The organism is Amycolatopsis echigonensis, assembly GCF_002846615.1.
Lineage (GTDB): Bacteria > Actinomycetota > Actinomycetes > Mycobacteriales > Pseudonocardiaceae > Amycolatopsis > Amycolatopsis echigonensis.
Genome location: NZ_PJMY01000003.1, coordinates 1,996,557 through 2,019,728, shown reverse-complemented (window position 1 = coordinate 2,019,728; position 23,172 = coordinate 1,996,557). Strand labels below are relative to the sequence as shown.

General features: G+C 69.8%; 21 protein-coding genes. 11 read left to right on the top strand and 10 right to left on the bottom strand.

Annotation, left to right across the window (positions count from 1 at the left end; all coding sequences use genetic code 11):
• Positions 1–8: 8 nt before the first annotated feature.
• From ATK30_RS14040 to tsaE, 7 genes are read left to right on the top strand one after another with little or no spacing between them, the layout of a single operon-like run.
• Positions 9–1,451 carry an NAD(P)H-hydrate dehydratase gene (locus tag ATK30_RS14040; protein WP_101435987.1) on the top strand — a complete coding sequence of 481 codons (1,443 nt, stop codon included), beginning with the start codon at positions 9–11 and terminating at the stop codon, positions 1,449–1,451.
• A gap of 50 nt (positions 1,452–1,501) precedes the next feature.
• Positions 1,502–2,326 (top strand): DeoR/GlpR family DNA-binding transcription regulator, encoded by an 825-nt coding sequence (locus tag ATK30_RS14035; RefSeq protein WP_101435986.1) that lies wholly within the window; start codon positions 1,502–1,504, stop codon positions 2,324–2,326.
• Positions 2,316–3,749: a xylulokinase gene (gene xylB, locus ATK30_RS14030; RefSeq protein ID WP_101435985.1), complete on the top strand. Its 1,434-nt coding sequence runs from the start codon at positions 2,316–2,318 to the stop codon at positions 3,747–3,749. Before ATK30_RS14035 ends, xylB begins: the two co-directional genes overlap by 11 nt.
• 3 nt (positions 3,750–3,752) lie before the next feature.
• The gene (locus ATK30_RS14025; RefSeq protein WP_101435984.1) at positions 3,753–4,853 is read left to right on the top strand and encodes an ABC transporter ATP-binding protein; all 1,101 of its coding nucleotides are present in this window, start codon (positions 3,753–3,755) and stop codon (positions 4,851–4,853) included.
• Between the two features lie 29 nt (positions 4,854–4,882).
• Positions 4,883–6,004 (top strand): alanine racemase, encoded by a 1,122-nt coding sequence (gene alr, locus ATK30_RS14020; RefSeq protein ID WP_101435983.1) that lies wholly within the window; start codon positions 4,883–4,885, stop codon positions 6,002–6,004.
• A complete protein-coding gene (locus ATK30_RS14015) occupies positions 6,001–7,089 on the top strand; it encodes an alpha/beta fold hydrolase (RefSeq protein ID WP_167441906.1) in 1,089 nt (362 codons plus the stop codon). The genes alr and ATK30_RS14015 overlap by 4 nt, the downstream gene beginning before the upstream one ends.
• Positions 7,086–7,541, top strand: coding sequence for a tRNA (adenosine(37)-N6)-threonylcarbamoyltransferase complex ATPase subunit type 1 TsaE (tsaE, locus tag ATK30_RS14010; protein ID WP_279629992.1), 456 nt, complete (start codon positions 7,086–7,088; stop codon positions 7,539–7,541). The genes ATK30_RS14015 and tsaE overlap by 4 nt, the downstream gene beginning before the upstream one ends.
• A 21-nt stretch (positions 7,542–7,562) precedes the next feature.
• Here tsaE and ATK30_RS14005 read toward each other — a convergent pair whose 3' ends face one another.
• Positions 7,563–9,221, bottom strand: coding sequence for a DUF2207 domain-containing protein (locus ATK30_RS14005; protein WP_101435981.1), 1,659 nt, complete (start codon positions 9,219–9,221; stop codon positions 7,563–7,565).
• Positions 9,222–9,588: 367 nt separating this feature from the next.
• Between ATK30_RS14005 and ATK30_RS14000 the strand changes: the two genes are divergently transcribed.
• Positions 9,589–10,686 carry a neutral zinc metallopeptidase gene (locus tag ATK30_RS14000; protein WP_244194611.1) on the top strand — a complete coding sequence of 366 codons (1,098 nt, stop codon included), beginning with the start codon at positions 9,589–9,591 and terminating at the stop codon, positions 10,684–10,686.
• A gap of 141 nt (positions 10,687–10,827) precedes the next feature.
• Here the strand turns inward: ATK30_RS14000 and ATK30_RS13990 are convergent, their stop codons facing one another.
• From ATK30_RS13990 to ATK30_RS13955, 8 genes are all read right to left on the bottom strand, one after another.
• Positions 10,828–12,240: an MFS transporter gene (locus ATK30_RS13990; RefSeq protein WP_101435979.1), complete on the bottom strand. Its 1,413-nt coding sequence runs from the start codon at positions 12,238–12,240 to the stop codon at positions 10,828–10,830.
• 364 nt (positions 12,241–12,604) lie between these two features.
• On the bottom strand, positions 12,605–13,921 hold the full coding sequence (locus ATK30_RS13985; protein ID WP_101435978.1) for a carboxyl transferase domain-containing protein: 1,317 nt from the start codon (positions 13,919–13,921) through the stop codon (positions 12,605–12,607).
• On the bottom strand, positions 13,918–15,339 hold the full coding sequence (locus ATK30_RS13980) for an acyl-CoA synthetase (RefSeq protein ID WP_101440820.1): 1,422 nt from the start codon (positions 15,337–15,339) through the stop codon (positions 13,918–13,920). Before ATK30_RS13980 ends, ATK30_RS13985 begins: the two co-directional genes overlap by 4 nt.
• A gap of 109 nt (positions 15,340–15,448) precedes the next feature.
• Complete coding sequence (locus ATK30_RS13975; protein ID WP_101435977.1) at positions 15,449–16,195, bottom strand: ESX secretion-associated protein EspG; 747 nt, start codon at positions 16,193–16,195, stop codon at positions 15,449–15,451.
• 2 nt (positions 16,196–16,197) lie between these two features.
• Complete coding sequence (locus ATK30_RS13970) at positions 16,198–17,556, bottom strand: hypothetical protein (RefSeq protein ID WP_208637345.1); 1,359 nt, start codon at positions 17,554–17,556, stop codon at positions 16,198–16,200.
• Complete coding sequence (locus ATK30_RS13965; protein ID WP_101435975.1) at positions 17,556–18,200, bottom strand: DUF3558 domain-containing protein; 645 nt, start codon at positions 18,198–18,200, stop codon at positions 17,556–17,558. The genes ATK30_RS13970 and ATK30_RS13965 overlap by 1 nt, the downstream gene beginning before the upstream one ends.
• Positions 18,200–18,790: a DUF3558 domain-containing protein gene (locus ATK30_RS13960; RefSeq protein ID WP_101435974.1), complete on the bottom strand. Its 591-nt coding sequence runs from the start codon at positions 18,788–18,790 to the stop codon at positions 18,200–18,202. Before ATK30_RS13960 ends, ATK30_RS13965 begins: the two co-directional genes overlap by 1 nt.
• Positions 18,791–18,794: 4 nt before the next feature.
• The gene (locus ATK30_RS13955; protein ID WP_101435973.1) at positions 18,795–19,286 is read right to left on the bottom strand and encodes a type VII secretion target; all 492 of its coding nucleotides are present in this window, start codon (positions 19,284–19,286) and stop codon (positions 18,795–18,797) included.
• A gap of 499 nt (positions 19,287–19,785) precedes the next feature.
• Between ATK30_RS13955 and tsaB the strand changes: the two genes are divergently transcribed.
• Genes tsaB through tsaD form a run of 3 tightly spaced genes read left to right on the top strand, consistent with a single transcriptional unit; the run spans position 19,786 to position 21,976 of the window.
• Complete coding sequence (gene tsaB, locus ATK30_RS13950; RefSeq protein WP_101440819.1) at positions 19,786–20,451, top strand: tRNA (adenosine(37)-N6)-threonylcarbamoyltransferase complex dimerization subunit type 1 TsaB; 666 nt, start codon at positions 19,786–19,788, stop codon at positions 20,449–20,451.
• Positions 20,448–20,930: a ribosomal protein S18-alanine N-acetyltransferase gene (gene rimI / locus ATK30_RS13945; RefSeq protein ID WP_101435972.1), complete on the top strand. Its 483-nt coding sequence runs from the start codon at positions 20,448–20,450 to the stop codon at positions 20,928–20,930. Before tsaB ends, rimI begins: the two co-directional genes overlap by 4 nt.
• Positions 20,930–21,976, top strand: coding sequence for a tRNA (adenosine(37)-N6)-threonylcarbamoyltransferase complex transferase subunit TsaD (gene tsaD / locus ATK30_RS13940; RefSeq protein WP_101435971.1), 1,047 nt, complete (start codon positions 20,930–20,932; stop codon positions 21,974–21,976). The genes rimI and tsaD overlap by 1 nt, the downstream gene beginning before the upstream one ends.
• Here tsaD and wecB read toward each other — a convergent pair.
• Positions 21,957–23,120 (bottom strand): non-hydrolyzing UDP-N-acetylglucosamine 2-epimerase, encoded by a 1,164-nt coding sequence (wecB, locus tag ATK30_RS13935; protein ID WP_101440818.1) that lies wholly within the window; start codon positions 23,118–23,120, stop codon positions 21,957–21,959. The two genes, tsaD and wecB, sit on opposite strands and share 20 nt — an antisense overlap.
• Positions 23,121–23,172 lie beyond the last annotated feature (52 nt).

Genomic DNA, 23,172 nt, shown 5'->3' with positions numbered 1-23,172 from the left:
GAGCCGCCGTGCAAGGAATCTGGACTACTGAACGGATTCGCGCGGCGGAAGACCTGCTGCTCGCGCGCACGCCGGACGGCGAGCTGATGCGCCGAGCCTCCTTCGGCCTCGCCGCCGAGGTGGCCGGGTTGCTGGCCGAGAATACCGGCGGCGTATCCGGTCGCCGGGTCGTGCTGCTGGTCGGTTCCGGCAACAACGGCGGCGATGCCTTGTGGGCCGGCGCTTTCCTGCGGCGGCGCGGTGTCGCGGTAGCCGCGGTGCTGCTGAAACCGGAGAAAGCGCACCCGGCCGGATTGGCTGCGCTGCGGCGCTCCGGCGGCCGGGTGGTGTCCATAGCGGACAGTCCACAGTGGATTGAAAAAGCGGACGTCGTGGTCGACGGCATCGTCGGCATTTCGGCCCGCGGTGCGTTGCGTCCGGAAGCGGCCGAGCTGGTCGCGCGGATCGAAGCGCCTGTGGTGGCAGTCGATCTGCCGAGCGGCGTCGATCCGGATACCGGCGCGGTCGACGGTCCGCACGTCACCGCTGCGCGCACGGTCACGTTCGGTGCGCTGAAGCCCGTGCATGCGCTGGCCCCGCAGGAATGCGGCAACGTTGTGCTGGTCGAGATCGGCCTGCGGCCCTGGCTGGACGAGCCGGATCTTTGGCGGCTGGAACTGTCCGACATCGCCGCGGTGTGGCCGATTCCCGGGCCGGAGGACGACAAATACACCCAGGGCGTCGTCGGCATCGCGGCCGGATCGGCGACGTATCCGGGCGCGGCGGTGCTCGCGTCCGGTTCCGCGGTTCGCGCGACGGCGGGCATGGTCCGTTACGCCGGACACGCCGCGGACGTCGTGCGCTCCCGCTGGCCGGAGATCGTCGCGACCGGCTCGGTCACCGACGCGGGGCGGGTGCAGGCGTGGGTGGTCGGCCCGGGCATCGGCACCGGCGGGGAAGGCCGGGAAATCCTGCGGCACATCCTCGGCCAAGGCGTCCCGGTGTGCGCGGACGCCGACGCCACCACGATCATCGCGCACACTCCCGAGGTCCTCGACGCTCGCGACCCGGACACTCCGCTCGTGCTCACCCCGCACGCTGGCGAGTACGAGCGACTGATGGGCCGCCGCCCGGGTCCGGATCGAGTCGCGGCGGCGCGGGAAGCGGCGAAGAAGTACGACGCGGTCGTGCTGCTGAAAGGTCACTGTACGGTCGTCGCGGCTCCAGACGGTCGCGTCGCGGTGAACACCCCGCGCGGTTCGTGGCTGGCCACCGCTGGCTCCGGCGACGTGCTGACCGGCCTGATCGGCTCGCTGCTCGCCTCCGGACTCGACCCGTGGCTGGCCGCCGCGGCCGCCGCGCAGGTCCATTCGCTGGCGGGCGCGCTCGCCGCCGAGGACGTGCCGACGTCGGCGTCCGGTCTGGTCGACGCCATCCCCGCCGCGCTCCGGCTGGTTCGTGCGATCGCATAGTTATCGAGTTATGTGTTAACTCGGCTCGAGATATCTGGTAAGAACAAGATGTGAGTCGCGACACGCCAGGACGGCCGAAGACGCGCCCGTCCGACGCCGCGGTGGAGCAGCGGCGGCAGGAGATCCTCGACTACGTCATCGACCAGGGCGAAGTCCGGATCGACGACCTCACCGCCCGGTTCGGCGTCAGCCTGATGACGATGCACCGCGACCTGGACGAGCTCGCCGACAAGCGGCTGCTGCGGAAGCTCCGGGGCAAGGTCGAGGCGTATCCGGCGCTCACCATGGAGACCGCCAGCCGGTTCACGCTGCACTCGGCCGAGAAGGAAGCCCTCGCCGACCTCGCGATCCAGCAGGTCGAGCCCGGCCAGACGGTGTTCGTGGACGACTCCACCACACTGTTCCCGCTGGTCGAGCGGCTGGCCCAGGTCGAGCGCCTCACCGTGATCACCAACTCGCTGCAGGTCGCCCGGTTGCTGGGCAGCGGGGTCGAGGTGGTGCTCGCCGGCGGTCGCTACGACCCCGAGTACGACTCCTGCTCCGGCCCCGACGTGCTCGAGTTGCTCGGGCGCGTTCGCGTCGACATCGCGTTCGTCTCGGTGAGCGCGGTCGCGGTGGGCAGGCTGTTCCACCCGGTCCGCGACTACGCCGAGCTGAAGAAGGCCGTACTGCGTGCCGCGAACCGCAACGTGCTGGTGCTCGACCACTCGAAGTTCGGCCGTACCGCGACCTACGCGCACGGCACGGTCGGCGATTACGACCTCCTGATCACCAGCGAAGCCACTCCGACCGAGGAGATCGAGGCCGCGCTGAACGAGGGAACGGCGGTCGAGGCCGCGGAGTACGTCGAGGAGGGACAGCCCTATGACAGCTGAGCTGGTGGCCGGGGTCGATTCGTCGACCCAGTCGACCAAGGTCGTGGTCTGCGACGCACGCACGGGCGAGGTCGTGCGCACCGGCCGGGCACCGCACCCGGACGGCACCGAGGTCGACCCCGCAGCGTGGGCGCAAGCGTTTGCGGACGCCACTCGCGACGTCCTCGACGGCGTGAAAGCCATCGGCATCGGTGGTCAGCAGCACGGCATGGTGACGCTCGACGAGGCTGGCGAGGTAGTCCGGCCGGCGTTGCTGTGGAACGACACTCGCTCCGCGCAGGCGGCCAAAGACCTCACCGAAGAACTGGGCGGACCCGGCGTGTGGGCGAAGTCGGTCGGGCTGGTGCCGGTCGCCAGCTTCACCGTCACCAAGCTTCGCTGGCTCGCCGAGCACGAGCCGGAGAACGCGGACCGGGTCGCCCGCGTGCTGCTGCCGCACGACTGGCTCACCTGGCGGCTGCTCGGCCGCCCGGAGACCGCGGTGACCGATCGCGGCGACGCCTCGGGCACCGGCTATTTCTCGCCGACGGACAACACTTATCGCCACGACGTCCTCGCGCACGCGTTCGGCGGACGCACCCCGGATCTGCCGACGGTGCTCGGTCCGTCCGACGTCGCCGGGCATACCAGCGACGGCATGCTCGTCTCCGCGGGCACCGGCGACAACATGGCCGCCGCGCTCGCCCTCGAGCTGGCTCCGGGCGACGCCGTGATCTCGATCGGCACCAGCGGCACGGTTTTCGGCGTCACCGAGACCGGTGCGGCGGACGCGAGCGGCCTGGTCGCCGGATTCGCCGACGCCACCGGCCGGTTCCTTCCTCTGACCGCCGCCCTCAACGCCGCCCGCGTGCTCACCGCGGGCGCGGCGATGCTCGGGGTGGACCTGGCCGAATTCGACCGGCTCGCGCTGAGCGCCGAACCGGGTGCGGGCGGGCTCACGCTGCTGCCGTACCTGGACGGCGAGCGCACGCCGAACCTGCCCGGCGCGACCGGTTCGCTGCACGGTCTGACCAGGGCGAACATGACGCCCGAGAACGTCGCGCGGGCGACCGTCGAGGGCATGGTCTGCGGGTTGGCCGCCGGACTCGACGCGGTGCGCGCGCAGGGCATGGCCGTGAAGCGCGTGCTGCTCATCGGCGGCGGCGCGCAGTCCGCCGCGGTGCGCGCGATCGCACCGATCGTGCTCGGCCTGCCCGTCGTGATTCCCGAGGTCGGCGAGTACGTCGCGCTGGGTGCCGCTCGACAGGCCGCGTGGGCGCTGGCCGGCACCGCGGAACCGCCGACGTGGCACGGAACGGAAAACCGGCTCGAGCTGGACGAGCCGGCTGGGGCGCTGCGCGCCGCGGGCATCGAGATCCAGCACCGCCACCTCGAGGCGCGCGAGGCCGCGCACGGGGTTTCCGCGAAATTGGGAGAGGACTGACCGATGGCCAGCATCACCTACGACAAGGCGACCCGGCGCTACTCCGGGACCGAGCGTCCCGCGGTCGACGCGCTGGACCTGGAGATCGCCGACGGCGAGTTCCTCGTGCTGGTCGGGCCGTCGGGCTCGGGCAAGTCCACCGCGCTGCGGATGCTCGCGGGCCTGGAGGACATCGACGAGGGCGCGGTCTGGATCGGCGACCGCGACGTCACCCAGCTGCCGCCGCGTTCGCGCGACATCGCGATGGTGTTCCAGAACTACGCGCTGTACCCGCACATGACGGTCGCGCAGAACATGGGCTTCGCGCTGAAGATCGCCGGGCGGCCCGCGTCGGAGATCAAGCAGAAGGTGCTCGACGCGGCGAAGCTGCTGGACATCGAGCAGTACCTGGACCGCAAGCCGAAGGCGCTGTCCGGCGGTCAGCGGCAGCGCGTCGCGATGGGCCGCGCGATCGTGCGCGAGCCGCAGGTCTTCCTCATGGACGAGCCGCTGTCGAACCTCGACGCGAAGCTGCGCGTCTCGACTCGCACCCAGATCGCCGCGCTGCAGCGCCGGCTCGGCGTCACCACCGTGTACGTGACCCACGACCAGGTCGAGGCCATGACCATGGGTGACCGCGTCGCGGTGCTGTCGGACGGTCTGCTGCAGCAGTGCGACACCCCGCGCGCGCTGTACGAGCGGCCCGCAAACGTTTTCGTCGCGGGCTTCATCGGCTCCCCGGCGATGAACCTGGTCGCCGCGAAGCTCACCGCGGACGGTGCCGAGGTCGGTGGCGTGCAGGTGCCGCTCAAGCCCGAGGTCCGGTCCGCGGCCGACGGCGACACGGTCACCATCGGCTTCCGTCCGGAGGCGCTGGAGGTCACCACCGACGCCGCGGGCGCGCTGCCGATCAAGGTGGAGCTGGTTGAGGAGCTGGGCTCGGACGCGTACATGTACGGCAAGCTCGGCGCGGGCGTCGAGGCGACCGCTGAGGGCACGTCACGCAACGTGGTCGCCCGGGTCGACCCGCGTACGCCGCCCGGCATGGGTGACACGCTGCACCTGCGGATCCGTCCGGACGAGCTGCACGTCTTCTCCGGTACCTCCGGGCAGCGTCTCTCCTGAGCCGATAACGTGGGAAACTGGCAGTCGTTATGACTGCCAGTTTCCCGCACGCCGAGACCGTGGTCGATCTCGGCGCAGTGCGCCACAACGTTTCCTTGCTGGCCGCCCGGGCCCCCGGCGCGGCCGTCATGTGCGTGGTCAAAGGCGACGCGTACGGCCACGGCGCGGTACCCGTCAGCCGTGCTGCGGTCGAGGCCGGGGCGAGCTGGCTCGGCACCTGCTCGCTGCAGGAAGCCCTCGACCTGCGGGCCGCCGGGCTGTCGGTGCGGCTGTTCAGCTGGCTGGACGTGCCGGAGCTGGATTTCACGCCCGGCATCGAGGCGGACATCGACCTCGGCGTCAGCTCCCTCAGCGAGCTGGCCCGGGTCGACGCCGCGGCGCAGCGGGCCGGAAAGCGCGCCCGCGTGCACCTCAAGATCGACACCGGGCTGGCCCGCAACGGCTGCCCGCCCGCGGCCTGGCCCGAGCTGGTCGAGGCGGCGGCCAAGGCGCGCGGCGTCGAGGTAGTGGCCATCTGGTCGCATCTGGCCTGTGCCGACGAGCTGGGGCACGCGTCGATCGACGCGCAGGCGAAGCTGTTCGCCGAGGCCTACGACGCGGCGCGTGCCGCTGGCCTCGACCCGATCCGGCACCTGGCGAACTCCGCGGCCACACTCACCCGGCCTGACCTGCACTTTGACCTGGTCCGCCCGGGCATCGCGATGTACGGCCTCAACCCGGTGCCCACCGACGACGACCTCCGCCCGGTGATGACGTTCCGTTCGACAGTGGTGCTGACCAAGCCGCTGGCGGCCGGAGAATCCGTTTCCTACGGGCACACCTGGACGGCGCAGGAGGACACGACGCTCGCGCTCGTTCCCGCCGGGTACGCGGACGGGGTGCCGCGCACGCTGTCCGGCCGGATGGACGTCTGGCTGGGCGGCCGGCGGCGGCCGGTCGTCGGGCGGATCTGCATGGACCAGCTTGTGGTCAACGTCGGCAACGAGGACGTCCCTGACATCGGCGACGAGGTCGTGTTGTTCGGCGCGGGCCGGTCCGGCGAGCCCACCGCACGCGAATGGGCGGACAAGCTCGGCACCATCGACTACGAGATCGTCACCTCGATGTACCGGCCGCGTGTGCGTCGCCGGTATGTGGGGGAGCAGGCGTGACTCCTTCGGCACGGCTGTGGGCGATCGCTGGCGGAGTCGGAGCGGTAGTGACGGGGGCAGCAGCGGCAGTCGTCGCGACGCAGCAACGCAAATCGACCGAGGACCCGTTCGCCGACGAGCCGCTGGGCGAGCTGAAGCCGGACCGTACGTCCACTGTCGCGGCTGAAGACGGTACGCCGCTGTCGGTCGAGGAGATCGACCCAGAGGACGGCGGAACGCCAGAGCTGACTCTCGTCGGCGTACACGGCTTCGCGCTTTCGCGGCTCTCGTGGCACTTTCAGCGCCGCGACGTCGCTTCGCTGCGACTGCCGCGCGTACGGCAGGTCTACTTCGACCATCGCGGCCACGGTCTGTCCGGAGAAGCGTCCGCTGAGACGTCGACGATCGAACAGCTCGCGCACGACCTCGACAGCGTGCTGCGCGCGATGGTGCCCGAGGGACCGATTGTCCTCATGGGACATTCCATGGGCGGCATGGTGATCATGGAGCTTGCCGCGCAACGGCCAGACCTCTTCGAGGACCGCGTATGCGGCGTCGCCTTCATCGCGACCGCGGCGGGCGAAGTCGGCGCACGCGGGTTGCCGAGGCCGTTGCTGTCCAAGTACAACCCGCTCACGCGCGGCGTCGGCGAGCTGGCGGAATGGCAACCCGGGTTGGTGGAGTTCGTGCGCGCGGCTGGCGGCCAGCTCACTCGGCAAGCGGTGCGACGGCTCGCGTTCGGCAGCCGCGACGTCTCGCCGCGCTTGGTCGACTTCATGCTGGAAATGCTGGCTGTCACGCCGGTGCGCGGGCTGCTCAACTTCGTGGACACCCTCGGCAGCCACCATCGCTACGCTGTGCTTGCCGGGCTGAAACACGCACAGGTGCTGGTCATCGGCGGCGACTCGGACCGCTTCACGCCGTTCGCGCACGCCGAGCGGATCGTCTCCGAGCTGCCGGACGCCGAGCTGGTGCGCGTGCGCGGAGCCGGGCACATGGTGCAGCTCGAACAGCCCGAGCTGGTGAACAGCCATCTCATCGACCTGCTGCAGCGCTGTGGTGGCAGCGCCGCGCCGAACCGGCGAAACTGGTGGTGGACAAGGTGATTCTGGAAACCCCCGAGGACACGATGGCCTTCGGCCGGACGCTGGGCGCGGCCTTGCGCGCGGGCGACCTGGTGCTGCTGGACGGCCCGCTCGGAGCCGGGAAGACCACCCTGACCCGCGGGATCGCGGACGGTCTCGGGGTCGGCGGACGGGTCAGTTCGCCGACGTTCGTGCTGGCGCGAGTGCACGCCGCGGGGGCGGCCGGGGTGCCGTTGATCCACGTCGACGCCTACCGGCTCGGCGGCGATCTGACCCAGCTGGACGACCTCGATCTGGACACTGACCTGGAGTCGTCCGCGGTGGTCGTCGAATGGGGCGAGGGCAGTGCGGAGCGGCTGTCGGAGGACCACCTGGTCGTTCGGCTGACCCGCCACGACGACGACACCCGGACGGTCGTCCTGGAACCGCACGGCTCCTGGACCACCCGGGTCGACGAGCTGCAAGCGGCCTAGCGCTGACCGTCCGGCAATCCTCTACGGCCCGGTTTTCGACGGTTCCTTCGTCAGCGCGTGGTTGAGCGCGGTCAGGAAGGCCAGCAGCCGAGGGCCGAAGCGACGCAGGTCATTGTCCTGTTCGACGCCGCCGTACCAGGAGAGGCCGGCCTGGCCGTCGGCGTCCGGGTCCAAGTCGGCGAACGCGCCGAGCCAGCGTTCGGTGTCGCCGAGCACCACCGCGTACGGCAGGGAACGGGAGAACACCATCTCGCGGTCCGCCGGGCGTTCGATGTCTTCCGCGCGCAGACGGTGCAGGTAGCGCAACAGCCCGCGGATCTGGCCGGCGACCGCGCGGCCGCGGGCGGTGCGGGACGGCAGCAGCGCGCGAGCCGCGGCGAGACCCAGGCCGGCGAGCGCGATCGCGACGCCCAGCAGCGCGTGCCCGACGGTGAACGAAAGCACCGCCGTCGCGACCAAGCCGAGCACGAACAGCAGGATGCCGGGCAGCGCCAGCACCCCGCGCGAGGTGTCCGGACGACGCGAGAACCATTGGCTGGCAACGACGTCCCGGTACATGGAGTCCTGGATCGGTGCCGCGTCGAGATCGTTCAGCCGGGACAGCAGGACGGTGTCGGTACCTTCCGGCAGCAGCGTTTCGCAGACCACCCGCTCGAAATCGCGCAGGTGCTCGTCCGGCGGGTTCCGCCGGGAGATCTGCCAGTCCGGACCGGGAAGCTCGGCCAGCCACAGGTAATTCCGCACCGCCAGATCGACGACAGTGGCCGCGATGTCCACCGGGTCCACCGACTCGTCCATCACGGTGCCGATCTGCCCGGGAAGCACCCCGTCCGGAGAAGCGAACCAAGTTCGGCCGTTTTCCTGCAACAGAACTTCGATTGTGGTATCGCCGACGCTGGTCGCGAGCTCGTCTTGCTTTCGGCGTCGCCATACGAATAGCGCGGTGGCAATCAGCAAAACGGCAACCGCGGCGAAGCCGATGACGGACGGCAAGGTGAGCGAGAATGCCGCCGCCAATGCGCTGGCCGGCACGAAATCGGCATTCGCCGGCGCGGTGCCCGGCGGCAGCCCGACTGACAGTTCCATCCGCGCGCCCGGCGGCAAATCGTTCTGCTGCAGCCGCAGCACGCCGGTGTGGTCGACCTCGGACAGCGTGCACGGCTGGTTCGCGCCGATCGAACAGGTCACCGGAGCCATCTGCCGGGCCGGGGCGAGGAAGGACGCCTTGATTTCCTTCACCGGCCGGTCGAAGCCGCCCGCGACGAGCGCGCGCACCTGCTGGCCGCCGCCCTGGTCGGCGAGGGCGCCGGTGAGTGTGTAGACGACGGTGGATTCGCCCGCGCCGAAGGTGAGCGTCAACTGGTCGTCGGCCTGCGCGACGGCGCTGCCGCCGGTGGCCTTCGCGTCCCGCACCGTGTAGCGGAGGTCCTGCCCGTCGTCGGCGGGCAGCCGCAGCGGCAACGTGGACACCAGCCGCTGTCCACCTGGGACAGTCACCTTCTCGGTGACCTGGAAGGCGCCGTCGCGCAACAGTTTCAGTGCGATTTCCGCAGTCGCTTCGGAGGACGCTTGCGCATTCTCGGAATGCCACCCGGTTCCGGAGAAGGCCGCCGCCGGACTCGGGGCGGATAGCACCGCCAATGCCGCGATCGCCGCCGCGGAAACCCATTTCCTCGCCACGGCAGCAGAGCCTAGAGCACACCGGCTAGGCTGGGCGCCCCGGCAGTGAAAAAAGCCGGATTACGCGAATCACGCAATCGCAGGGGGAACGATGACCTGGCCACCGCAAGGCGGTCCTTATCCGGTTCCGCCGGGAGCCGCCCCGCTCCCGCCGCCGCGGCCGCTGCCGCCCGGGATGCCGCCGGGCCCCGGGATGCCAGGCGGCGGAATGGCGGGGCCGGGGATGCCGCCGGGGCAGCAGTTTCCGGGCGGGCCGCCGATTCCGCCGGCACAGCAGTTCCCTCCCAGACCGCCGTTTCCCGCTGCCGGACCGGCAGTTCCTTTGCCGCCGCCGGCCGCGCCGTTGCCGCCGCCGCAGGTCGCTCCGGTGCCGGGACCATTCGCCGCGTCCCCTGGTGTGCCCGCGCCGGCATTCGGTCCGGTCGCCCGGCTCGACGGCTATCGCGCCGGGCGTCCGCCGAAGAAATCGCACGCCGCGGTGATCGTGCTGGTGTCCGTGCTCGGCGCGATCGTGCTGGTCGTCGGGGGACTGGCAGCACTCGGTGCGGCCGTGCACAAAGACAAGCGCGTCGACGCGGCGAGCACCACGCCGCCGACGTATTCCTCGATCTTCAGGGAAACGCCGCCCACCCGGTACACCGCCGAAAGCAGCACTTCGACCACGACCACCTCGACAACCAGGGAAACCCGCGAAACCACCAGCGGCTCGGAACCGGCGTCCGAGGCCCCGCCGGCGCCCCGCGGCCCGCGACCGGTGAAGGAGACCGCGCGGAACCCGCTGTTCGCCAGCGCCGACGCCGGATTGCAGAACGTGGCGTGCACGCTCAGCCGCTGGAGTTCGGACCGGGCCGGCGCGGAACGGTTCTTCCAGTCCGGCATCCGCTGCCTGAACACGGTGTGGGCACCGGTGCTCGGCGACGCCGGCCTTCCGTTCGAGAGCCCGAACCTGGTGGTCGCGCAGTCCGGCCAGATGCAAAGCCCGTGCAGTTCGTCCGGTGACAATTTCGCCGCCTACTACTGCCCGACGAACGAGACCATCTACATGCCGATGGACAAGCTCCAGATCGAGGAATACGGCGCGCATCCCGGCATCTACCTCGCGGTGCTGGCCCACGAATACGGTCACCACGTGCAGAACCTGTCCGGCGTCGAGGAGGCGATGAGCGAACAGCGGTACGACGCGGGTGCCGACTCCGACGCCGGGCTGGAGCTGTCCCGCCGTCTGGAACTGCAGGCGCAGTGCTTCTCCGGCATGTTCCTCGGTGCGTCGTCGGCCGCGGGCGGCTCGATCGACCGCAACATCTACAACGAGGCCTGGAACTCCGAGGACCGCGGGGACCACGGCGGCGGTCCGCGCGACCACGGCACCGACGAGCACTCCGCCTCCTGGTGGCGCCAGGGCGCGACGAAGAACCGCGCCCAGCAGTGCAACACCTGGGCAGCGAACTCCACCGACGTGGCCTGACCCGCCACGACGACGACACCCGGACCGTCGTCCTGGAACCGCACGGCTCCTGGACCACCCGGGTCGACCGGTTGCAAGCGGCCTGAACGCGCCGAAGGGCCCCTTGATTTCCTCAAGGAGCCCTTCAGCGCTGTCGGCCGATTACTGCTGGCTGGCCTTGGCCGCCGCGTCCTCGGAAGCGGTCAACGACGGGGCCGACCCCGGCAACGGCTTCTTGGCGGGTTCCTTCAGCTTCACGAGCGTGAGCACGCCGACCGCACCGGCGATCATCAGGTAGTACCCGGGCCATTTGAGGTCCCCGGTCGCCAGCACCAGCGCGCTCATCACCAGCGACACCGTCCCGGCGAACGCGGATACGAAGATGTTGAACGAGATCGACAGCCCGCCGTAGCGGACCTCGGTCGGGAACAGCGCGGGCAGCGTGGACGGGCAGGTCGAGGAGAAGCAGATCAGCAGCAGTCCCATCAGGACCAGGCCGAGCAGCACCGAGATCAGCGACCCGCTCTTGAGCAGCAGCACCATCGGGAGGCCGAGCACGATCAGCCCGCCGGCTCCGACCCACAGGATCGGCTTGCGGCCCACCTTGTCGCTGAGCCTGCCGAGCAGCGGGATCAGCAGCACCCCGAGCCACAGCACGGCGATCTGCAGCCATTCCGCCGCGGTGGACGAGATCGCCTGCCCGCCGTGCGCGGACATCGTGCGGTCGTCCTTGAGGTAGGTCGGCATGTAGCTGGTGAGCATGTAGTTGGTGACGTTCCAGGTCACCACGAGGCCGCCGGCCAGCAGCATCGTCGGCCAGTACTTCGCGAAGATCGTGCGGACCACGTGCTTGGACTCGGCGTCCTCGCGCTTGCCGGACTCGTCGAGCAGCTGCTGGAAGGCGGGCGTCTCCTCGAGCTTCGTCCGCAGGTAGACCCCGACGATGCCGAGCGGCAGCGCCACCATGAACGGAATCCGCCAGCCCCAGGTGTCCATGAAGGCCGGCGTCGAAACCAGCGGCAGCACCGACGAGACGGTCGCGCCCAGCGCGTACCCGATGAAGGTGCCGAACTCCAGGAAGCTGCCGAAGTAGCCGCGGCGGCGGTCCGGGCTGTACTCGGCGATGAACGTCATCGCGCCGGCGTATTCGCCGCCGGTGGAGAAGCCCTGCAGGACCCGCGCGCAGACCAGCAGGATCGGCGCGGCCAGCCCGATCGAGGAGTACGACGGGATCAGTCCGATGAGGAAGGTGCCGGTCGCCATCAGGATGACCGTCACCGCGAGCACCTTGGTCCGGCCGATCTTGTCGCCGAGCGGACCGAAGAACAGGCCGCCGAGCGGACGCACCAGGAACGCCACGGCGAAGGTCGCGAACGTCGCGAGCTGGGCCAGCGCGGGGTTGCCGGGCGGGAAGAACTGCGCCTCGATGGTGGTGGAGAGGTAGCCGTAGACCCCGAAATCGAACCACTCGGTGATGTTGCCGACCGCGGCCGCGCCGACCGCCCGGCGCATTGTCGCGTCGTCCGTGACGGTGGCGCCGCCCGACGGCCCCCTCCCGTCTGCTGCCTCTGTCACATCGCTCCCTTCGCGTTTTCAGGACTCACTGCGCAGAGCCCCCGCCATCACCTACCGCGAGCGCGTCAAAGCCTAACGTGATGCGTCTCACTTACGCACAGGGGTAGCGGCGGTAACACAGACCGGGGACCATGCGCTGTAGCAGGTAGATACCTGTTCAACCCCATCAACCCGCACGCGTCGGCCAGCGGATCATCCGGATTCGCCGACGGGCATCGACGCATGCAACCCGTGAGGAGGAGCCGCAATGACGGCAGTATTCGTGGCCATCGCAAGCTGTGCAACCGCGGGAGTCGCTGTAGCGGCCACCCTCGCGTCCTACGCGCAGCGCAAGTGGCGGGTCCGGGCCGAGGCCTGACCTGTCCTAAGGCTGAACGATCCCGGCTGCCAGGCCGAGGCCGACCAGGTCTTGCGGGCGCAACCGCAGCTGGTCGGCCACGGCCGGCACGTCGGTCATCGGGCGTTTCAGGATCGCCGCCGCGGCTTCCGGTGAGGTGACCGAGAAGTAGGCGTCCGGGGTGATCCACGTCGCGCCCGGAGCGGCGAAAGCCAGCGCGCCGCCGGAACCGCCTTCGCCGATCACCAGTGTGGTGACCGGCACCGCGGCGGTGGCGATCGCTTCGAAGAGTTCCGCGATCGCTGGTCCGATCCCGCCTTCTTCCGCTTCGTCGTCGTTCGCCGCGCCGGGAGTGTCCACAAGGGTCAACACCGGAATCCCTAGTCGGGAGGCCAGCCGGACGAGCCGGGCAGCGGTGCGGAAGCCCGCTGGACGCGTCGCAGTGCCGCACTGTGCTGCGTACGCGATCGCGCGGCCGTCTCGCCAGCCGAAGCCACATTGGACGCCTTCGTCCACGTGACCGGCACGGTCGCCTTGTACGTTCTCTCGCCAGTCGAAGTACGCGTCGAGGTACTCGGGTGCGCGCGCTCGCGAAGGAGCGCGCGCGGCCCGTACGGCGTCCCAGCCGGTTTCGGGCAGCGCGACATCGCGACGGGCCTTGGGCGGGGGAGCGGGATCTGTCGACGGGGAAGCTAAGAGCTGTAGCCATCGCGCGAGGACGTCACCCAGCTCGTCTGGTTCAACGAGACTGTCGACCTGACCCCACTCCAGCTTCGCTTCGACGGTGTACGCCTCTGCAGGCGAAGTCGCAGGCCGTACGCGAGAGCCAGCGAAGCCGACCTGTGCATCGGGCAGTCCCAACACGACGTCGGAACCGGCACCGAGCGTCGCCCAGCCACCACCGGTGGACGGGTCGCGCAGGACGGAGATCTGCGGGACGCCCGCCGCGCGTGCTTCCGCGGCGGCGCGTGCGATTCGTTGGAGCTGGGAAAGCGCGCGCATGCCGTGCTGCATCCGGCTGCCGCCAGTCGCGACCAGCGAAACCACCGGCAGGCCTCGTTCCTTCGCGTGGGCGAAAGCGGCCTCGACGCGGTCGCCGGTCTGCTGTCCGATCGATCCGCCGAGGAAGCCGAACTCCCACGCGATCAGCACCGTGGGCACGTCGCCGATCCGGGCCTGTCCGACGACCACCGACTCGGTCTCGCCGGTGCGCGCGGCGGCTGCCGCCCGGGCTTCCGGATATCCCGGCCAGCCGAGCGGATCGTCGGCCGGAGCGTCCGGAAGGGACAGGTCGGTGAACTCAGCGGAGATGGCGGCCAGCAGTTCGCGCGCGGTGGGCCTCATCCCAGCGCTCGTTTCATGACTTTGCCCATGTCGTTGCGCGGCAAGGCATCCAGGTACCGCACGACCCTCGGCCGCTTGTGCGGGGCGAGCAGCTTCGACACGTGGTCGGCGAGGTCCTCGACGGTCGGGCGCGCGCCGTCCGGGACGACCCACGCGACGATCCGCTCGCCGAGGTCGTCGTCCGGTTCGCCGGTGACCGCCACCTCGGCGACGTTCGGGTGTTCCAGCAGCGCGTTCTCGATCTCGCCCGCGCCGATCTTGTAGCCGCCGCTCTTGATCAGGTCGGTGGCCTTGCGGCCGACGATCCGGACGTAACCGTCGGGGTCGCGGGTGGCCATGTCGCCGGTGCGGAACCAGTCGCCGTCGAGCGCGGCGGCGGTCGCGTCCGGCCGGTTGAGGTACTCGGTGAACAGATTCGGTCCGCGGACCTGGATCTCGCCGACCGCGTCCGGCTCGGTGACTTCGGCCCCGGACTCGTCGACGAGCCGCAGGTCGACCCCGGCGAGCGGGACTCCGACCGAACCCGGCTTGCGCTCGCCGTCGGCGCGGACGCTGGTGTTCATCAGGGTCTCGGTCATGCCGTAGCGCTCGACGACCTGCTGTCCGGTCGCGGCGGTGATCCGCTGGTGGTCGTGCACCGGCAGCGCGGCCGAGCCGGAGACGAGCAGCCGCGCGGACTTGAGCGCGGAGGCGAGGGCTTCGTCGGTCGCGACCGCTTCGGCGATCCGGTGGTACATCGTCGGGACGCCGAACAGCATCGTCGCGCCGTTCGCGAGTTCCTCGGTGACGCCTTCGAGCGAGAACCGGCCCAGGTGCCGGACGGTTCCGCCGCGGCGCAGCGGACCGAGGATGCCGAGGATCAGGCCGTGCACGTGGAACAGCGGCAGACCGTGGACGAGCACGTCGTCGGCGGTCCACTGCCAGGCGTCCTCGAGCGCGTCGAGCGTGCTCGAAATCGCGCGGCGAGGCAGGACGACGCCCTTCGGCGGGCCGGTCGTGCCGGAGGTGTAGACGATGAACGCGGGAGCCTCGGCGTCCGGCTCGCTGGCCGGCGGCTTCCCGTCGCCCTCCAGCGGAATGTCGCGCCGCGGCAGATCGAGCGCGGCGGGCAGTTCGACGCCGGGCTCGGCGAGCACCAGCGCGGGCTCGCTGTCGGCGAGGATGTGGCCGAGTTCGCGTTCGCCGATCTTGGGGTTCAGCGGCACCACCGGAACCCCGGCGAGCAACGCGGCGACCACTGCGACGCTCGTGTGCAGCGTCGGCGTCGCCCACACCGCGACCCGACGGTCCTTGGGCAGGTCGGCGGCCAGCGCCCCGGCGACCGCGCCGAGTTCGGCGTAGGTGAGTTTTCGGTCGCCGAAGCGCAGCGCTTCCTTGCCGGATCCGGCGGCGACTGCGGGAAACAGCGGATCGGGCACTTCGCGGACCTCCTGCGTCACCGGCACCTGGAACCGCACCGTACCGCCTAGTGGCGATCGCCACCTGCGACGCGATTCACAGCTATCGATTGTCAGGGGTACCCCGGGGTCAGGCGAGATTATCGAGCAGCGCGCGCACCCGTTCGACCATCGTTTCGTGCCGGGCCGGGGCGACGTTCACGTACCGTTCGCCGCCGTCGGTTTCGGAGAACGAGAACAGGTAGCGCCCGTGCTCGGTGTCGTAGTACGTGCAGATGTCGCGCCCGTTGATCCGCCGTCCGCCGAGCCCGTCGCGCACCGCCGCGGTGATCTGGCCGCCGCCGGCCCGAGGCAACGCCGCGATGTCGAGCAGATGCCGGACGTCCTGCCTCGCCGGACCGCCGTCGATCGCCAGATTCAAGGCCGATTCTGGCACCGACACCGCTTGGCCCTGCGCGGGCCGGACGCGCGGCAGCTCCTGAATCAAATCCTCAACCAGCGCCTCGGGCCGCGCAGGCCGCAACACCACCGTGCTGGTGGACGGCATGTGACAGGCGAGCACCGCGTCCTTCCGCAACGCCGCGACGACCAGCCGATACCGCCGGTCCCGCCCGCTCTCGACGGTCGCCGACAACTCGCTGGCCCCGCGGCACAACACGGTCATGGTCCGGGCGAACGTCTCGTCCAGACCACCGCGACCCCAGACGCCCTGGTCGGCCATGGCGCTCACCGCGGCTTCGCGGTGAGCGCGCGCCTCCTCGGGGTCGCGCCAGAGCGGGTCGGGAGCGAGTGCGGTCGGGAGCGAAACCCCAGCCAACTCCGCCGCGAGGGGCAGGCAATCGGCCGGGAGCACCACCTCGCGGGCGAGCACGAGCATCGTCAGAGCCCGATCACCGGCGGAACCGCCTTGGGAAGGTCACCGATGAGCGCCGCGTCCGGGTCCTGCTCGACCAGGTAGTCGGCGGTCTCGTGCACAAGGTCGTCTTCACCCTCGCCCTTCTCGCCGCGACCCATCGCGCCGCCGCCCATGCCCGGTGCACCCGCGCGCCCGTTGGCCCCGGCGGTAGCTCCGCCTCGCCCGGCGGTTTCGGCGTTGCTGATGGGGCCGGTGCCGGTTCCCCCTCCTCGGCCGACGTTGTTGCCCGCGTTGCCGCCTGTGCCGCTGCCCGCGTTGCCGCCTGTGCCGCTGCCCGCGTTGCCGCCTGGGGTGCCTGCGTTGCCGCTGCCTGGAGTGCCGCCGATGCCCGGGAACCCTGGCGTGTACAGACTGCTGCCGCCGCCGTTGGGATTACCAGCGCCGGGGTTGCTGGTGTTGAGCGACCAGGAGTTGGGATTGCCGGTGTAGCTGGGATTGTTGGTGCTCGTCAGGTCCGGCGGAACATAACTGGACGTACGAGTGTCGTCCGGCAGGTTGCTGTCGTGCGGCGGAACGTACTGACCCGGCCCATCCGGCGGGTTGCTGTGCGGCGGCGTGTAGCGGCCCGGACCCCAATCGTGGGTATCCGAAGGAGGCATCACCCCCGGCGGCCCAGTGCGATCGTTGGTGTGGTCGCGGTGGCTGGTGTCGCTGTTCGTGCCGCCGGTGTTGCTGGTGTTGTCGCCGACGTAACCGCCCTCGGAGTACGTGCCAGCGGTGCCGCCGGGACCACCCGGGGTGTAGCGAGTGGGCAAATGCGCGGTGCCGGTGGTGCCAGGCTGGGTGATGGTGAAGTCACCGCCCGCGGAGGGCATCGCAAGCTGCCCGTATTGCGACGGGTCCGCCCAGCGAGCGGAGTTTTCCGTCGATTCCCCGTGATAGGACTCGTAACTGCTGACGACTTCTTGTGCTTTCTTGTTCCACGCGTCGATTTCGTCGGCCCGGTTGGACAGGAACGACAGGGGAGTGTCGCTGACCCAGTCGTCCGCCGGTTTGTCCCCGAGATCGCCGACGGATGCGATTTTGCTGCGCAGCCCGTCGAAGGAACTGCCCTGGCCGGAGTAGAGCGCCTCGGCTTGCGCGAGGTGCTGGCCACTGGTCTGAGAAGCCTGGACCAGCGGTCCGGCCCCGACGTAGGCCCGGCCGGCGGCGTCGCCCTTCCAGTACTCGTCCATCGAGCTCTGAAGCTGCCGCATCTCGCTCGCGATGTCCTCGTGCTGAGCGGAGAGGGCCGCCGACTGGTCGGAACCGTGGAACATGCCGCCGGAACCCTTGCCCGTTTTGACCAGGTGAACGATTTCCTGCGGGCTGAGGTTAGCCATCAAGCACCTGCCTTGAGAGTGGTGACGGCAGCGGCCGCTGTTTGAGCTGCCAGTGCGCACGGGTCGTGGTGGCCGGGAAATGATTTGTCGAGCATCACGGAGGCGGTGAAGACCTCGTCGTCTTTGATTCCGACGGCGATTTGGCAGCCGCCGCATCTGCGGTCGTCGGTGGTACCCGCGAAGACGCCGGGGTAGCCGTTGAGGTCAGGTGCGACCTCGAAGTATCCGGATTCGCTGTCGCCTTTCGTGTACGCGCCGCCGAGGCCACCCTGTCCAGGCAGCAGGCCGAGGCCGACGCTGTTGTCCCTGTCGTCGTACCAGGCGCAGCTGGGCGCGACGAGGCCTTGGCCTTGGCGGCGGCGGACGGCGTTGATGAGCTGAGTCGCTTGGGCTTGGCTGAGCAGCGCGCCGGGGTTCTGCTCGTATTTGGCGGCGTCGAGCGGGTTGCTCACCTTGGGCACGCTGCGCGAGGCGCTCGTCGGTGCCGACGACGACTCCGGGGCCGTCTGGATCGGTGTTTCGGTGGCAGACGAACAGCCCGTCACGGCGAGTAGGAGGAGGCTGCCGGTCGCAGTGAGCGCGGGCTTCGCGGATTCTGCTGCTCTAGACAGGCGGATGACGTCCAGTACGGTGCAGGTCGCCATCACGTACCTGCTTTGATCGTCGTGATGGCAGCCGCAGCCGTTTTCACCGCGAGCGAGCACGGGTCGTTGTACAGGGGCGACGCAGACCGGAGCGCGACGGAACTGGTGAACGTTTCGTCGTCTTTGATTCCGACGGCGATTTGGCAGCCGCCGCGTTTGCGGTCGTCGGTGGTGCCGGCGAAGACGGCGGGGTAGCCGTTGACGTCGGGCGCGGCCTCGAAGTATCCGGATTCGCTGTCGCTGTTGGTGTAGGCGCCGGCGAGGCCGCCCTGCCCGGGAAGCAGCCCGAGGCCCACCCGGTTGTTGTCGGCGTCGTACCAGCTGCAGATGGGCGCGACGAGGCCCTGGCTTTGGCGGTTGCGGACGGCGTTGATGACCTCGGTCGCCTGGGATTGGCTGAGGAGAGCGCAGGGGTTTTGCTCGTATTTGGTGGCGTCGAGCGGGTTGCTGACCTTGGGCACGCTGCGCGAGGTGCTCGTCGGTGCCGACGACGACTCGGGCGTCGCTGGGACCGGGGTGCCCGGGGTCGAGCAGGCGGTAACGGCGAGCAGAACGAGGCCGCCGGTCGCGGCGAGAGCGAAGGGCTTCACCGGTTCATCCTTGCTTGCGCAGGCTATTGGTGTTGGCGTGGTCTTGATTCTCGTACTTGGAGATGGCGTCTTTCAGCTTGTCCGCGTAGCCCTGTGCGTAATCCCGCTGCTGCTGGAGGCTGGCCACATACGCGTCAGCGTGGCCGTCAGCGGCCTTTTTCTGCAGCGTGCTGGCCGGATCGTCGGCTGGCGGGGGCACGACTTTCAACTGGCTCGCAGTTTGGATCATGCCATCGAGCTTGTCCGCGATCTCCTGCCATTTCGGCTGCAGCTTCCGCATCGCCGCGATGTCCATCTTGAATCCGCCACCAGCCGCCGCGGCGTTGACCTTTGCGTCCTCGGCCGCGCGCTGTTGGTAGATGCGCGTGCCGTTGGAGTTCATCGCTTCGCCGAACTGCTTGTCCTGGCGGTCGCGCCTGGCCTGTTCCTCCGGGTCGACGTATCCGGCGCGCCCGTCCACTGGCTGGCTGCTGCTGGACGACTGCCCATTGCCCACGATGACGCTCCCCCTCGCTCCCGGCGGCACTGTCTCCGACTGCCGCCGCTTGGACTGAGCTTAATCGGTCGAGGTTCCTCGTGTGGACAAAATCCCCCAAGCCGGGCAGGGGCCAGGAACCGGTCTTGATGGTGGTCAGGGCTGCTGCGGCGGCCTGATCGCCAGTGCACAGGATGGCCGAACTAGTGGAGGTCTCGTCGTTCTTCACGCCGACGATGCCTGACGGCCGCTGTGTTCGCGGTCGTCGGTGGGGCCGGAGAGCACAGTCGGGTAACCGACGGTGTCCGGTGCTCTTTCGACGCTGCTCGGTCACCCGCGCACGGCGGACGGCACCGAAGACACCACCGGCCCGGCCGGGGCGGGAGCGGCTGAACAACCCGCCAGAACCAGCGCCTCGCCCAGCGCGGCCGCGAAAGGAAGTTTCGTCACGGAACGTATCTTCCCGGACCCCCAAACCCGCTCCCCGGTCCCCGGCGGACCCGGGCTATCCTGGGAAATCGTGCTGGTATTGGCGATCGACACGGCTACTCCGGCGGTAACGGCGGGCATCGTTGCCGTCGACGAGGCTGAGCTTGTCACCCGGGCGGACCGCGTCACGGTGGATCCTCGGGCGCACGGCGAGCTGATCGCCCCGCACGCGCTGGCTGCCGCGGAGGCGGCTGGGGTCACGTTGCGCGAACTCGACGCGATCGTGTGCGGTGTCGGGCCTGGGCCCTTCACCGGCCTGCGCGCTGGCATGGCCACGGCGGCTGCGTACGCGCACGCGCTCGGCATCCCGGTGTACCCGGTGTGCAGTCTCGACGCGATCGCGGCTGACGTCGTGCGCACGGAGAAGCCGTTTCTCGTCTTCACGGACGCGCGGCGCCGCGAGGTCTACTGGGCTGCGTACGACGCTTCGGGCGCGCGCACGGACGGTCCCCACGTACAGCGCCCCGCGGACATCGACACTGACATCCGGGTTGCGGCGGGCGACGGAGCGTTGCAGTACGCGGCAGCGGTGGGCGTGGTGCCGATCGAGCCGCGGTTTCCGTCGCCGGCTGGGTTGGTGCGCGTCGCGCGTACGGCGCTTCTCGGACGCGCGGAGCCGGAGCCGTTGACGCCGCTGTACCTGCGCCGTCCGGACGCTGTGGAGCCCACGGCGCGCAAGAGGGTGACCGTACTGTGAAGCTCGACCAGTTGCGCCGCGCTGACGTCGCGAGGTGCGCGGAGATCGAGAAGATTCTCTTCCCCGGCGATGACCCGTGGAGTGCGCGCGCGTTCCATTCCGAGCTGGACCAGGGGCATTACTACTTGGCCGCGCGGTCGGACGACGGGCAAACCCTGCTGGGCTACGCGGGGCTCGCAGTGGTCGGTCGACGCGGAGATTACGAAGCGAGCGTCCACACGATCGGCGTGGTTCCGGAGGCGCAGGGGCAGGGCATCGGCAAGGCGTTGCTGCGTGCGTTGCTGGCGCGCGCCGACGAGCTGCAAGCGGCGGTCTTCCTCGAAGTACGCACGGACAACGACCCGGCCGTGAACCTGTACGAGGCGCACGGCTTCCAAAAACTTGGCATCCGGAAGCGTTATTACCAGCCCTCCGGTGCCGACGCGTTCACCATGGCCCGCCCCGCGCAGGCCCCGGCACGAGACGAGGTGGCCGGCTGATGGCGCGCGTCATCATGGGCATCGAAAGCTCCTGCGACGAGACCGGAGTCGGCCTCGTCCGCCTGCACGACGACGGCACGGTGGAACTGCTCGCCGACGAGGTCGCGTCCAGTGTGGACCAGCACGCTCGCTTCGGCGGGGTTGTGCCGGAGGTCGCCAGCCGAGCGCATCTCGAAGCGATGGTGCCGACGGCGGAACGCGCGTTCGCCACGGCTGGCCTGAAGCTGTCCGATGTGGACGCGATCGCCGTGACGGCGGGGCCGGGTCTCGCCGGCGCGTTGCTGGTGGGCGTTTCGGCGGCGAAGGCGTACGCGACCGCGTTGGATGTGCCGCTGTACGGCGTGAATCACCTGGCTGGGCACATCGCGGTGGACACGTTGCAGCACGGCCCGTTGCCGACGCCGGTGTTGGCGTTGCTGGTTTCCGGCGGCCACACGCAACTGTTGCGAGTGGACGACATCGCGTCCAGCATCACCGAGCTTGGATCCACTGTGGACGACGCGGCGGGCGAGGCGTACGACAAGGTCGCGCGCGTGCTTGAGCTGCCGTACCCGGGCGGGCCGCCGATCGACAAGGCGGCCAAGCAGGGCAACCCGAAGGCGATCGCGTTCCCGCGCGGGATGACCGGTCCGCGCGACGCGAAGTTCGACTTTTCCTTCTCCGGCTTGAAAACGGCGGTGGCACGCTGGGTGGAGAACGCCGAGCGTGCTGGCGACGAGGTGCCGGTGAACGACGTCGCGGCGTCCTTTCAGGAAGCGGTCGCGGACGTGCTCACCGCGAAGGCGATCCGTGCCGCGCGCGAGCAAAACATCGGCACGCTGGTGATTTCTGGTGGCGTGGCAGCGAATTCGCGGCTTTCCGAGCTGGCGGCTGAGCGGTGCGCGGAGGCTGGCATCGAGCTGCGTGTGCCGCGACCCCGCTTGTGCACGGACAACGGTGCGATGATCGCGGCGTTGGGCGCGCACGTGGTGGCGGCAGGCCGATCGGTGGCACCGCTGGACTTCTCGGCGAACCCGGGCCTGCCGGTCAACATTGTGTCCCTTTAGGACTCACGAGAGCGGCGGAGTTGGCGGACACCCCCAGCAACGCCTCGATGGCCGAAGCCGACAGGGCGGCGGCGGAGCCGTTTCCGTAGGGATTCGCTGACACCGCAGCGCTCATCTCGCCGCGAAGAATCCGTGCGGCGGTATCGGTGATCAGCTCGGTGTCGGTGCCGACCAGCCAAGCGCAACCGGCCTCGACGGCCTCCGGGCGTTCCGTGGTATCGCGCAGCACGAGCACTGGCGTGCCAAACGTCGGCGCTTCTTCTTGGATACCACCGGAATCCGTCAGCACGAGCGACGCCAACCGCAGTGCTCGCACCAGGTCCGGGTACTCCAGAGGCTCGGTGACAGTCACCCGCGCGACGCCGCCCAGCACGTTCTCAACCTGTTGCCGCACAGCCGGATTCGGATGCACCGGGAACAGCACCTGCACGCGCGGATGCGTATCGACGATCTGCCGCACCGCAGTCAGCGTGCGCGTCAAGGGCTCTCCCCACGACTCGCGGCGGTGTGACGTCACCAGCACCAGTTGCTCGCCCGCTTCGGCGATTCCCATCTCCAGCAAGGCAAGCGCCGGATCACGGGCGGGCAAATCGCGCGCGGCCACCGCTAGCACGGCGTCCACGACGGTGTTGCCAGTGAGCGTGATCCGTTCCGAAGGCACGCCCTCGGCCAGCAGCGCCGCGCCCGCGGCCGCCGTCGGGACCAGGTGCAGCGCGGCGATCCGCGAGATCATCTGCCGCGTGCCTTCCTCGGGGAACGGCGACGCCAAATCGTGCGTACGCAGTCCGGCTTCGAGATGTACCACCGGAATACCGAGCCAGAACGCGGCGAGCGCACCGGCCAGTCCGGTGGTGGTGTCGCCTTGCACGACGACCGCCGACGGCTGGTAGCGGCGCAGCGCGGCGTCGAGCGCGGGCAGCAGGCCGGACACCAGTTCGGCCTGGGTGCCCGACACTCGCGGCGGCACGTCGAGCCACGCGTCGATCTCGACCTCGAACGGGGCCAGCGCCTGTTCGACCATGCCCTGGTGCTGTCCGCTGTGCACGACGAGCGGCCGCAGCCCGGGGCGTGCCTCCAGGGCCAGCGCGAGCGGGGCGAGCTTGACCGCCTCCGGCCGCGTCCCGGCCAGCAGCATCACGTCCAACGTTTCCACCCTTTCGAGTGTCCCGGAAAACCGGGCTGCCGGCGGGACAACG